Source organism: Paenibacillus wenxiniae (genome assembly GCF_039822605.1).
GTDB lineage: Bacteria > Bacillota > Bacilli > Paenibacillales > Paenibacillaceae > Saccharibacillus > Saccharibacillus wenxiniae.
Genome location: NZ_JBCGUH010000002.1, coordinates 507546 through 519925 on the forward strand (window position 1 = coordinate 507546; position 12380 = coordinate 519925).

The 12380-nt window shown below is 46.5% G+C and carries 10 protein-coding genes; 3 read left to right on the forward strand and 7 right to left on the reverse strand.

Annotation, left to right across the window (positions count from 1 at the left end; translation table 11 throughout):
• Positions 1–103: 103 nt before the first annotated feature.
• Together AAHF22_RS05150 and AAHF22_RS05155 are read left to right on the forward strand one after the other, a co-directional pair.
• On the forward strand, positions 104–634 hold the full coding sequence (locus tag AAHF22_RS05150; RefSeq protein WP_347323893.1) for a GNAT family N-acetyltransferase: 531 nt from the start codon (positions 104–106) through the stop codon (positions 632–634).
• A 206-nt stretch (positions 635–840) separates the two neighbouring features.
• Complete coding sequence (locus AAHF22_RS05155; protein WP_347323894.1) at positions 841–1692, forward strand: leucine-rich repeat domain-containing protein; 852 nt, start codon at positions 841–843, stop codon at positions 1690–1692.
• A 228-nt stretch (positions 1693–1920) separates the two neighbouring features.
• Here the strand turns inward: AAHF22_RS05155 and AAHF22_RS05160 are convergent, their stop codons facing one another.
• The 5 genes from AAHF22_RS05160 to AAHF22_RS05180 all read right to left on the reverse strand — a co-directional run bounded on the left by AAHF22_RS05160 (position 1921) and on the right by AAHF22_RS05180 (position 7774).
• Positions 1921–2910, reverse strand: coding sequence for a DMT family transporter (locus AAHF22_RS05160; RefSeq protein ID WP_347323895.1), 990 nt, complete (start codon positions 2908–2910; stop codon positions 1921–1923).
• Positions 2907–3683: a GntR family transcriptional regulator gene (locus AAHF22_RS05165; RefSeq protein WP_347323896.1), complete on the reverse strand. Its 777-nt coding sequence runs from the start codon at positions 3681–3683 to the stop codon at positions 2907–2909. Before AAHF22_RS05165 ends, AAHF22_RS05160 begins: the two co-directional genes overlap by 4 nt.
• Before the next feature lie 525 nt (positions 3684–4208).
• Positions 4209–5600, reverse strand: a complete 1392-nt coding sequence (gene bcaP, locus AAHF22_RS05170) for a branched-chain amino acid transporter BcaP (RefSeq protein ID WP_347323897.1) — start codon at positions 5598–5600, stop codon at positions 4209–4211.
• A gap of 436 nt (positions 5601–6036) precedes the next feature.
• A complete protein-coding gene (locus AAHF22_RS05175) occupies positions 6037–6819 on the reverse strand; it encodes a hypothetical protein (RefSeq protein WP_347323898.1) in 783 nt (260 codons plus the stop codon).
• The gene (locus tag AAHF22_RS05180) at positions 6812–7774 is read right to left on the reverse strand and encodes a tyrosine-type recombinase/integrase (protein ID WP_347324112.1); all 963 of its coding nucleotides are present in this window, start codon (positions 7772–7774) and stop codon (positions 6812–6814) included. Before AAHF22_RS05180 ends, AAHF22_RS05175 begins: the two co-directional genes overlap by 8 nt.
• Before the next feature lie 573 nt (positions 7775–8347).
• Between AAHF22_RS05180 and AAHF22_RS05185 the strand changes: the two genes are divergently transcribed.
• Entirely contained in the window at positions 8348–9301 is a 954-nt protein-coding gene (locus AAHF22_RS05185) for an alpha/beta hydrolase (RefSeq protein ID WP_347323899.1), read from the forward strand.
• 309 nt (positions 9302–9610) lie between these two features.
• On the opposite strand, the gene AAHF22_RS05190 is transcribed toward AAHF22_RS05185, so the two are convergent.
• Both AAHF22_RS05190 and AAHF22_RS05195 read right to left on the reverse strand, forming a co-directional pair.
• Positions 9611–11194, reverse strand: coding sequence for a hydantoinase/oxoprolinase family protein (locus AAHF22_RS05190; RefSeq protein ID WP_347323900.1), 1584 nt, complete (start codon positions 11192–11194; stop codon positions 9611–9613).
• Positions 11187–12305 carry an S-methyl thiohydantoin desulfurase family protein gene (locus tag AAHF22_RS05195; RefSeq protein WP_347323901.1) on the reverse strand — a complete coding sequence of 373 codons (1119 nt, stop codon included), beginning with the start codon at positions 12303–12305 and terminating at the stop codon, positions 11187–11189. Before AAHF22_RS05195 ends, AAHF22_RS05190 begins: the two co-directional genes overlap by 8 nt.
• Positions 12306–12380 lie beyond the last annotated feature (75 nt).

Genomic DNA, 12380 nt, shown 5'->3' on the forward strand with positions numbered 1-12380 from the left:
CTTGAAATGGAGATGAAACGTAAGTTCTCCATTGTACATATTCATCTGTATATTTTTTGAAAATAGACTATCATCGTTACAACACCGTATAGGAGGCTATTTCATGTCAGAGATCGTGATCCAAGCAATCGATCCATCCAACGAGCAAGCGCTACGACTGCCGAATGAAGCGTTCGAATCACCCGGCAAATTGATCGTTACCAAAACAGAAGCTGGCTGGCAACACGAGGAAATATTGTTTGAATCACCAGAAAGCCACCTGTTTCCTGACGAAAATTATCAATGGGACGATATTAATCGATCCGGATTTGCTGTAGGTGCTTTTGAGGAAAAGGTTTGTATCGGTGTCGCTATATTTGAAAAGCAGTGGAATCATTATCTCTATCTGGTGGATCTGAAAGTGTCTCAAACGCATAAACGACAGGGCATATCATCCAAGTTGTTGAACAAAGCGATAGAGATGGCGAAAGCCCAGCAGCTGAAAGGATTATCGACAATTGCGCAAGACAATAATTTGACAGCGAATCGGTTTTACTTGCAGTATGGGTTTGAGATTGGCGGGTTGAATACGAAAGATTATCATTTTACGAATCAACGCGGAAAGTGCGATATTTATTATTACTTTGACTTTTAAAATTTTCACTTTTTAAAATAGCGGTGTTATCTGTTATCTGTTATCTGTTATCTGTTATCTGTTATCTGTTATCTGTTATCTGTTATCTGTTATCTGTTATCTGTTATCTGTTATCTGTTATCTGTTATCTGTAGCAGCACTGCTATTCGTAACAAAAATAATGAAATCGTGTCTATCCTACTCACTGTAACAGGAGGCTATATCCGATGAAAATCGACCTTGCTCACCAGCAGCTCACTACTCTACCTCAGCTAGAGCATGAGCTGCATGAAATTACAGATCTGAATTTGTTTGATAACGCACTGACCGAGATTCCAGCCGAAACCTTTGACATGAGAAAATTACAAATACTCAATGTATCGGTTAATCAGCTCACCCAGATCTCACCTCGAATCGCACAATTAACGCAGCTCACGATGATCGATCTAGGGCATAATGAGATCACAGAGGTGCCCGGTGAAATCAAGCAGTTGAGCGCTCTGTCTGATTATTTATATCTGCACAACAACCGTCTGACTAGCATAGGTGAAGAAGTGTGTCAGTTCCCTCTTCTACGCTATCTAAATCTGAGTGATAACGAGCTGGAGCAGCTGCCTGAGGCGATTGGTGAACTAATCGCACTTGTTGAGCTGCGCTGTATGAATAATAAATTGACGGCTCTACCAGCCTCAATTGGGCATTTACAGCAAATTCGCGAACTGCATGTACGTAATAATGGGCTTCAACATTTACCAGAATCGATTGGTGAACTGACTACGCTACGTGTACTGGATATAGAAAACAATCAATTGAAGTCTGTACCGGAGTCGATCGGTCAATGTCAGCAATTACGGCGCTTGAATTTACGCCATAATGGACTGTCTACTTTACCCGTATCGATTGGCCATTGCCGTTCACTACTGGAAATGGATCTGCGTAGCAATGAGCTGACTGAGCTGCCACCATCGCTGCGTCAGCTTACTCAATTGGAACGGCTTGATTTACGCTGGAACCATCAGCTACAATTTCCTGAATGGCTGACTGAGCTGGAACAGCGTGGCTGCATCGTGTACCGATAACTCCGTTAATATTGATGCTGTCGCTATTCATACTCTCGCTCGATGGTCTCATTTCCAGTTTCGTTTAAAACATCATCATTGCGTTCGACATGCTTATTTGATGAAATGTAATGTACTCGTTTTCTAAAATAGGATGCACCTATTTCGTTTGATGTGCCTGTTTCGTTTAAAGCAGTGCTTTCTATCATATTCCAATATTTTTCGGTTTTTTAGTTTTTCTGGTGTTTTCTAATGAAGTATATTCGTATCGGCACGATTGCGTCTCTGTCGCCTACCGCTTGCTCCCGGTTGACGCATCGATAGCCAGGCGTTCATAATCACTCCACCCACGACCAGCACCATACCACACCACATCCCTACAGAAGTGAGCGTAATACCAAGCAAAATCCACTCACCCAGAAGTGTAAACACGACTTCTAGCGCCTGCGTTGCTTCTACAGCAGCGAGGCGTGCCGGGTGGCTGCGTGCCTGATCGGTAGCACCGAAAAACAGCACCGTAGCAATCACACCGGAAAAGAGTGCCACTAGAAACGATTGTCCAATCTGTCCTCCAGACGGTCCGCCCTCCTGCCACCAGCCAAACCACGACAGTACGAGCCAGAAGGGTAAACTCGCAATACTCATGCCTAATGTGCGCTGGAAGGCATTCAGCCGCCCATCGCATACTTCCATCATTTTACGATTGCCCAGTGGATAAGCGATAGCAGCGATGACGATCAAGACGATACCTTGCCAGCTTCCCGCTCCAGTCTGCGCCTGCTCCAGCTGCATCAAGCCAATACCTGCAAGCATAATGAGTGCAATCATTAGTGCACTACGCGGAATACGTCCACGTTGACGTACGGCTCCATTCGGCCCTGTAGAGGTAAAGAAAAATAGGGGAGACAGTAGCATGCCCACGACGATCGTTAATTGAAAGCCAGCTGCCGTTAACCAGGCAGGGGCAAATATCGCTGATGCACATAATGGAGCATAGAACAGTCCAAATCCGAACGTACTCCATACGAGCCATTGTAGCGGTTGCTGACGTAACTCTCTCCATACAGGCGTTAGCTCTTTGCGTACGACGACCAGCATGCCTAACAATGGCACCATAAAAAAGTAACGTAATGCCCCGCTCCATACCCAGTATCCACCATCGACTTCCATCAACCGATTCAACACAAAGCTAGAAGCGAAGAAGAACGATGCCGCTACGCCAATCCAGACGGCTTTCATAATGAATTGGTGCTTTCTTGCTTAGTGTTAGTAGTCGAGGGTTGCTTGTTCGTCTGATGAGGTTGGTCATCTTCAGCAATACTCTCGCTGGCTGTAGCATCCGATGGTGAAGCTTTCTGCAATTCCAGTTCTAGCCATTCTGCCAGACTAAGCCAGTTGTGTTCCATTTCAGCCGCAGCCAGCACGGCATCACCTTGCTGACAAGCAGCGATAATACGCTTATGATCCTCCGGTGAATGCGTATGATCGATACGGCTGAACTTGGCGAGTTCTAATCGTCTAATTTTGGACATGACCGATCGGAGGGCTTTCTCCAGCTCTGGATTGGCACAGGCTTGCACGAATATGCGATGAAACTCGTCATCTGCTTCAATCGCTGCCAGCGCATTTTGCTGCTGTAGCGCCTGAATTAACTTCGCATTAGCTTGCTCCAATTCATGCCAATGCTGCTCATGAAGATGAGGTACAGCGAGGCGTGTGGCCAGTGCATGCAGAGCCGCCGCGACTGGAAAAGCATGGCGTGCCGCATCATTGTACAATGGTGCAATTCGTGTAATCGCGCCGGGAAAGGATTCAATCAATCCCTCATCTTCCAACCGTTTCAGCGCTTCGCGTACAGGGGTACGACTCACACCAAAATGGGCTGCAAGTTCGGTATCGTTTAGCTTTTGCTCTGGTGCAAGCTCCAGCGTGACAATGCTTTGTCGTAGCGCAGTATATACCTGATCGCGCAATGAAGTACGGTTGATTTTTTGGATTCCAGTGTGCGACATAAATTCCTCTCCTTCGGAATGCTTTAATACAGTCAATAATTTCAGTAAATCAATAAATTCAGCAACTTGATAATTTCGTTAAAACCAATATATTGCATATTAATTAGAGAAGCAATGCTTTTTTACATGGATAGGATTATGGTTGCTTGTACTGTTCTGCTGTTCTGTGCACAACATTTCGAAAACGGATAAACTGATTTTAATCCATACATCAACCCATCCATACATCACTGCAAAAAAATAAGCGCGCCCTTCCCCTATTGGGAACAGACGCGCTTGTGCGTAGCTTATATGCTACAAAGCTAACTGCAACTGAACGAACTACGATGTGTATAATGTGTATTCTGTATTGATGGACACGCCCTGCTTTTCCATATCTGCGAGAATACGTGATAATGGCATGTACAGATCGCTGAACAAATGAAGAAATAGTGTTCATCACGCATCGAAATACGAATAGCGCATGACCAGATTCAATTGTTGCGCAGTTCGTTGAGTTAGATTGTGATGTCACGCTCGAAATAATTAACTACGATTCAGCAAACTGTGACGACGACCATAAGCGAAGTAGATGATCAGACCAATCGCCAGCCAGATAAAGAACGTTACCCATGTTAGTGCTTGAAGTTGAAGCATCAAGTATACACAGCCGAGTGCGCTTAGAATCGGCAATACCGGTACGAAGGGTACGCGGAAGCCTCTTTTCAGATCAGGTTGTGTACGACGTAGTACGATCACACCGATACTAACAACGGTAAAGGCGAACAATGTACCGATGTTCGTCAGCTCTGCCAGGCTACCGAGTGGAATAAAGCCGGCGAAGAACGCGATCACGATACTTGCTACCCATGTACCTGTTGCTGGAGTCTGGCTTTTGCCGCTAATTTTCGAAAATACAGGCGACAGCAGGCCATCACGTGACATGGAGTATAGCAGACGGCTTTGACCGTACATCATAACGAGCAAGACGGTTGTAATCCCTGTAATTGCACCTAAAGAAATTAGTGAAGCAAGGCCATTCATTTGAATGTATTGCAGTGCAAACGCAACTGGATCACTAACATTCAACAGGTTGTAAGGCACAATACCTGTCAGAATTAAAGAAACGACGATGTACAGTACCGTACAGATCGCCAGCGAAGCAATAATACCGATTGGCAGATCGCGTTGCGGACGTTTGACTTCTTCCGCTGCTGTCGATACAGCATCAAAGCCGATGTAAGCAAAGAAGACGGTTGCTGCCCCTGCGGTTACGCCGCCCCAGCCAAATGGCAGGAATGGAGTCCAGTTCGAAGGCTGTACATAAAATACGCCCACGGCGATAAATACGAGTACAACGATCAACTTGATCGCTACCATCACGCCATTCGCACGTGTTGCTTCTTTGACACCACGTGTCAATAGAAGTGCAATCAGTAACGTAATAGCAGACGCTGTAATATCAAAATAAGTTCCCTTCGCAGGGTTAAAGGCACTCGTTAATGCGGTCGGTAAATGAATGCCAAATCCAGCAATCAAGCTCTGGAAGTATCCAGACCAGCCACTGGCGACCGCCGCACTGGCAAACCCGTATTCCAAAATCAGATCCCAGCCCAGAATCCAGGCGATGATCTCACCAAACGTTGTATAGCTGTACGTGTATGCACTACCGGATGCAGGTACAGAAGACGCAAACTCCGAGTAACACAGTGCAGCAAAGGCACATACCAGACCTGCGAGCAGGAAGGATAATACTAGACCTGGGCCAGCATATTTAGCTGCCGCCACCCCTGTCAGTACAAAAATCCCCGTCCCGATAATCGCGCCTACACCAAGCGTAGTCAGGTCGATCGGTCCTAGTACACGTTTCAGGTTCCCCTCAGCAGGGGCAATCGGCTTGCGCCGAAACAGTGAAGTATTAGGTTTCAGGTTGCTCATATAACAAATCCTTTCTTCCTGTAAGGTATATTTACATTATTCACTTATGTTAATCGTCACCTATAAAAAACTACACAATCCTACACTTTGACGCGTTAAATTATTGCATTATTTTTTTCGAGAGTGATACTAAAGCTTCCACAGCTCATTATCGCTATAGGATAATATACACAATTTTCACGAAATTATTGTGCTTTTTTGACAAAATAATAATTTTGATACGTTTTTATAACAAAAGCTGTCGACATGCATGGATTGCATACGTCGACAGCTTTTTAATTTTACCTATGTGCTATGGGCAGATTTCATACTGTTCATGGCGAGTGTGAACATTTCCTAACCGATTCACAATGTTGAGTAATTGTGTTTATCGCCGTTGGCGTATTTTATGTACAGCCTTCAAACTGCACTTCATGCCTGCCACCGCTACATGGTTTTAGCAAAGTGCATCGGCAACCGATATCGTTTCCTGACAATGCGGACATGTGCCTGTGCCTGTCATATAGGAAAGTCGCCCAAGCAGAGACTTTGCTTCAATTTGTTCTGCTGCGAATCGTAAAGCGCCCCATGCTCCAGCTGATGGCACTGGGGCTGGCATAACTTCCGTATGTTTGGCATTTTGTATAAATACAGGATCATCGGGAGATAGTGTTATCGCCCCATCATCGGATACAACGACATAGAAGTATTGCTCACATGCCGGACAGGTGCCTTCATATTCTTGTTCGCCCGTATGGTGGAGGAACAGCTCTGCCAGTGCATCGTGATGACCGTAAGCAAGCCATGCTGCAAGTATATATTCCTGCTCAGATGGATCATGAATGTGCGCTCTGGCATATTGTAGTACCGAGTCATGCAGAGTGTTCATCCGCTTTAATGCGTCCGTATAAGCTCGTTGTAACGGTTCCCACTGTTCGCTCGCGATCGTCTTCGCTATAGTGGTAGCTTGAGCGGCATAACCTAACACCATCATGCCACATGTAATATACAATTCCGTTCGCACGGGCAAAGGTGATGTCTCAGCCATTTGTACCAGGTAAGGTACAGCAGCTACGGTAGCTGCATAGATCGTATATTGATGCAGCAATAATTCGATTAGTTCCTGAAAGGTATCTTCATCATAGTCGTGCAGTAACGATTCGATTAATTCAGGCACCTCATCCCCTTTGCCAAATGCGGTATCCAGTTCGCTCCACAATGGATCATGTAGCTCAAGCATAACCATCCTCCTCTGCTGAAATTGGGGGCGAATCGGGCAGTTGTACTTGCAATTTGGAAATCGCTTCCTCCTTTTCCCGATTGCGTACATGGGTGTAGATGATCGTCGTTTGAATGGAAGAGTGACCGAGCAGCTCCTGTACGGTTCGTAGATCCGTTCCCTGACGCAATAGCATCGTTGCAAACGAATGGCGTAGCTTGTGACTTGAATAGGGCAGTCTCCGAGCAGGCTCTATATCGCTCTGAAAACGATCAAATGTATCGGCGGCAATCTGCTGAATATTGCGGATCGATAACCGGGTTCCTTTTTGCGAAATGAACAACGCCTGCTCTCCATCGCGCCACGGCGTAAGACGCTCTTCAATCGACTGGATAAGCATACCGGCTACCGCTTCGGGTACCGGAAGTGTTCGCCATTTGCGCCCTTTTCCGAATACTTGCAATGTTCTCCGCTCTGCGTTGTAATCCTGTACATTGAGCAAATGAACCTCACCTACGCGTAGCCCCATATACGCCATCAGCAAGAAAATCGTAAGATTACGTGTGCGGTATTTACCATCGATCGACTTGAAGAAATTCGATAATGTCGACTCGTCCAGGTATAGAGGTTCCTTGTTTTGCTCGGTTTTGGCTTTTTTGATACCTGCCGCCGGATTATGCTCGGCCAGCTCCATTTCGATTAACGCCTTGAAAAAGCAACTAACCGCCGCATGTTTCCGATTACGCGTGGAATCACTTACGCCACGCGAGCGGGCGCTGCTCAAATAAGACAATACATGTCTCTTTTTCAGCTCATCCAGTGACTTGCCCTGCACCGAATGAGATTGGAGAAACTCATGAATATCATGTAAATAAGAGCGGCGTGTATATGCGGTATAGCCCGCATCCTTCATCCAATCTTCAAATGCTTCAAGCTCTTCGCTATATGGTTGTAGCGTATTTATGTCTTCGTCCATATCGAAAAATGAAGTTGGTTGTGTAGATTCGTCAGTAGCGTCGCCGACTTTTCTAGTGACCGTATGTGCTGATCCGCGACGATATGGAGGCTGAGTTCCATCATATCTATTCATAAGCATAGTCTTCTTTCCTGTTCGAGATTCTCATCATGAATCAAAGTATAACAGAATGGCTCTCCGAATTGCATCGTAACAACGGTTGCGTATGGAGTTCGTCTGTGCTAAGATGCAATTATTAAGTTTTATAAAATTAATTTGTATACGAATTAATTGAAAGGAGGTGATCGTTCAGTCTCTTTTGTCGTGACGTGTAGGATGTGGCCGAGCGAGATGTTTTAGGAAGTAGAAATTCGTTTATAACTAATTGACGAAGCTACCTTGTGTGACTTTGTATGCTAACAAAATGTTTAGGCATCTAGCATAGACTATTCATGTCGCCTGTTAAACGTACAAGATTAGTGCTGAATATGGTGCCCAATTGTCAAGTCATAGCTTCTATTCTGAGGCATGAATGTTCGAGTTCTTTGTATCAGATTACGATGATCTATCTACTTTTCATTAGGAGGCATTACAATGAGCAAAGAGAAAAGAATTGTATTGGAACCCGCAGCACAGAAATTCGCCGATGATAACGCTAAACCCCCTTTCTTGTATCAGCTTGGCCCAGAAAAAGGTCGCGAAACAGTAAACGAAGTACAATCTGGTGATATCGAAAAGCCAGATGTAGACATAGAAGATCTGACATTGCCGATCGGTCCAAAGGGCGAAGTTGCTATTCGTATTTTGCGTCCGAAAAACGCGCCGGCACAGCTTCCGGTATTGCTATACATTCATGGCGCAGGCTGGGTATTCGGTAATTCTCATACCCACGATCGCCTTATTCGTGAGTTGACAGTAGGTAGTGAGGTTGCGGTCGTATTCCCTGAATATAGCCTGTCTCCTGAAAATCGCTATCCTATCGCGATTGAAGAAATCTACGCCGTGCTGGAATGGATTTCGGAGCAAGGTAGTGAGCAAGGCTTTGATACGTCTCGCCTGTATGTTGGCGGCGATAGCGTAGGTGGTAACATGACCGCTGCGATGACGCTGATGGCTAAAGAACGTAGTGGCCCAACGATCGCGAAGCAACTGCTGTTCTATCCAGTAACAGACGCCAACTTTGATACCGGTTCGTATGATCGTTTTGCCGAAGGTTTCTTCCTCGCCAAAGAAGGAATGAAATGGTTCTGGGATCAATACACAACCGATGAATCCGAACGTGCACAAGTTACAGCTTCTCCACTGCGTGCAACTACCGAGCAGCTGCAAGGCTTGCCTGAGGCGCTTGTAATTACAGGTGAAGCGGACGTTCTGCGCGATGAAGGGGAAGAATATGCAGCAAAATTACGCGAAGCAGGCGTTACCGTAACCGAAGCTCGCTTTGGCGGCATTATTCACGACTTTATGATGCTGAATGTGCTGGCAGATACACAGGCGAAAAAAGGGGCATTGATTCTAGCCAATGCATTCCTGCGTGACGGTATTTAAGCTATTTAGGATTCAACGTTCTATTTTAGATACGGCAATGGTTGAAGATCATAATGCGATAGAGATAATGAATATATAACATAAAACTCGGTTGGGATCATGTCTCGTTGTAGATTGTTTTATGATGGCAAGCAGTATCTCAATAGAAGTCATCCTATAAATAAAACCCCCATGCTGTCCTTCTATATTGGAAGGATCGTATGGGGGTTTATTGTATAGACGGTTTTTATCACATGATGTGTATGATAGGGATTGTTCTTATTTAACGCTATACTTGTGCTTAAAGGTAAACGATGAGCGATCATTGCATCACACAGCAGACATCGCTTTCATCGCTCCTGCTGCTTTTGCTTTGATTCGTACAAACTCCGATGTTACATAAGCCATAGGCAATTCTTCCAGATCGATCAGCTCTACGGTTGCTGGATCAGCTCCAGCATCAATGGCCTTCTGCTTCGCTTCATTTGCCGCTTCCTCCAGCACAAGCTCACGTTTACGACCAGCCATCGAGAACATTTTATCGATATCTCCACTCACCTGCGCAATTGCAGCTCCAAGCGCGTTCGCACAGCCGGAATGCTGGGGACGAATGACCTCAGAAGCACCATCGATACCGCCTGGAATCAGAATCGCACCGCCACCTACAAGCACAACCGGTACATCGGCTGCACTCGTCTTAATCTGATCAATCGCCGTTTGCACTCGATCATTAATGTACGCAATCGCTTGTTGCCATACGTATGGTGGAACTTTTTCAAGACGTGACTGATCGCAATCCGGGTGATCGATCACTACCTGTCCAGAAGCAAGCAGACAATCGGTTGCTGTTAACACATCGCCACCAAATGCGATACTATCGCGTACAATATTATAGCCTACACTATCTGGCCCAACCGTAACGCCCTCTTCGGTCTGTCGTACGATGCTACCGCCGCCGATACCAATCGATACGATATCCGGCATCCGGAAGTTCGTGCGTACCCCACCCAGTGTGACTGCTACACTTGATTCACGTGGAAAACCGTTGACCAGAATACCGATGTCGGTTGTCGTGCCACCGATATCGCAAATGATACAATCTTTCAATCCACTCAGCTCTGCCGCTCCACGAATACTGTTGGTCGGTCCCGAACCGATCGTAAGAATGGGGTATTTGCGAGCATATTCCAGCGTCATTAATGTACCGTCATTTTGAGCAAAATAAATCTGGGCTTCAATGCCATAACGCTTGAGCGCCATTTCAAGTCCGCCCGACACAGCAGACGCTACCTTGACGAGCGCCGCATTTAGCGCAGCGGAGTTTTCCCGTTCCAGTAAACCGAGACTGCCAATTTCTGACGAGATCGTCACTGGAAAATTCTCTCCCAGCACTTCGACTGCCCACTGTGCAAATTGCTCCTCGTACGAAGCGAGCACCGGAGAGAAGATCGAAGTGACGGCAATCGACTCTACGCCGGAAGTTTGAATCTGCTTCAGCACATGCATGCATTCGTCGCGATCCAGACTTTTTGCCGCCAGTGGTCGTCCATTCGATTCACAGCCGCCATGCACATAGTAATAATCGCTTCCAGCTGCTGCCTTAAGTGATGCATCCCAGGTGAACATCGGTTCGACTGACGTTCCTGCCGGTAGACAAATGCGCACACAGGCGATCTTTGCTAGCCGACTGCGCTCAATAATCGCGTTCGTAGCATGAGTCGTGCCGAGCATAACGGAGGAAATGCGCCGTGGATCAATCGCAGATTGCTTGAGAATGCGGTCAAGCGCATCATAAATACCGGATTCTACATCCTGTGTCGTGGGTGCTTTGACATTCGCGATGACCTGCTGCTGTTCGTTCATCATGACTGCGTCCGTATTGGTGCCGCCTACGTCGATGCCGATTTTATACATGCTGCTCACCTCTTCTCTGCTGAATACACTCCACCGGCTCATAATCGGTATCATAGCCAAAATAACGTGGTCCCCATACGTCGAGTGCCGCTTCACTGCGCATAATATCCGGTGTCGGAATCGCCAGACAGATGACGCGAAAGCCGTATTTAATTGATTCGGTTGTGATGGGCATGCCGGTCTCTTGATCAAGAAAGGTGATCAAATCCGGCACCATCGCTTGCAACTCTCCATCAATCATCGCGCACAGATTCTCATTTTGAAAATCGACACGCAGTTCTTGACCTTCATACGCATCCATACCGGATACCCGTGCTTTACCGCGAACGAATCCATCTGTCGACTGACGTTCAATATCGGTAATTTTGCCACGGAAAATAACGAGCGCTTCACCATAGATCGATTGGCGGGTCACTTCCTTAATCGCTTCAATCGGATCACGCTTCGTTGTCTGCGATTCACGTATCGCCCGCCCTAGCTCCATACAGAGCGTCATCGTGCCATGAATGGATGTACGCTTCACATCTGCCCCATTCATCATATACTCAGCGACATGGGCAGCACCGCCCATACGTACAGCAATACCACGCGAAATATGTTCAAGCATGTGATTATCCAGTGTTTCCAGCATTACACGATCGCCACGTTCATTGTGCAGTGCCATCGGCGTACCTGAGATGCCGTAAATATGAAATGTCTCCATTTGTAGTTCAGGAAAAGCGCGTCCCATCCCGTCTGCATCTACAAGCGGAATACCCGCTTTAGAAGCGACGACAAAGGGAACGGTGGAGTTCAAGCCACCACATTCGATGGGCATCGTCGCAAAAGCGGTAATGCCTGCTTTTTCCTCCAGTAAACGCATTGATTTGAGCGCTTCATCGCCATTTGGTATTTTTTCCATCATAATGGTCGGCGCACCCATCATCGCCGTCGGAATGACCCATGCATCATCCGGTAGCTCGGATGGATCGATCATTTGAATCGGCCCATGTTCACGAATACATTTTTGCACCATCAGCTTGCCCAGATACGGGTCGCCACCGCCACCTGTTCCTAGTAGTGCAGCTCCGACTGCCAGATTTTCGATATCTTCTTCGGTAATCCCTCTCATGAATGTCGTCTCCCTTCGGTGTTGGATGTGTAGGCAAACATAGATTGTAGAATTTAGAATATGCACTGCTCCGCG

Excerpts from the sequence above, each read along its gene's own strand:
- AAHF22_RS05150 (WP_347323893.1), top strand. The coding sequence starts at position 104 with ATGTCAGAGATCGTGATCCAAGCAATCGATCCATCCAACGAGCAAGCG.
- AAHF22_RS05155 (WP_347323894.1), top strand. The coding sequence starts at position 841 with ATGAAAATCGACCTTGCTCACCAGCAGCTCACTACTCTACCTCAGCTA.
- AAHF22_RS05160 (WP_347323895.1), bottom strand. The coding sequence starts at position 2,910 with ATGAAAGCCGTCTGGATTGGCGTAGCGGCATCGTTCTTCTTCGCTTCT.
- AAHF22_RS05165 (WP_347323896.1), bottom strand. The coding sequence starts at position 3,683 with ATGTCGCACACTGGAATCCAAAAAATCAACCGTACTTCATTGCGCGAT.
- bcaP (WP_347323897.1), bottom strand. The coding sequence starts at position 5,600 with ATGAGCAACCTGAAACCTAATACTTCACTGTTTCGGCGCAAGCCGATT.
- AAHF22_RS05175 (WP_347323898.1), bottom strand. The coding sequence starts at position 6,819 with ATGCTTGAGCTACATGATCCATTGTGGAGCGAACTGGATACCGCATTT.
- AAHF22_RS05180 (WP_347324112.1), bottom strand. The coding sequence starts at position 7,774 with ATGGACGAAGACATAAATACGCTACAACCATATAGCGAAGAGCTTGAA.
- AAHF22_RS05185 (WP_347323899.1), top strand. The coding sequence starts at position 8,348 with ATGAGCAAAGAGAAAAGAATTGTATTGGAACCCGCAGCACAGAAATTC.
- AAHF22_RS05190 (WP_347323900.1), bottom strand. The coding sequence starts at position 11,194 with ATGTATAAAATCGGCATCGACGTAGGCGGCACCAATACGGACGCAGTC.
- AAHF22_RS05195 (WP_347323901.1), bottom strand. The coding sequence starts at position 12,305 with ATGAGAGGGATTACCGAAGAAGATATCGAAAATCTGGCAGTCGGAGCT.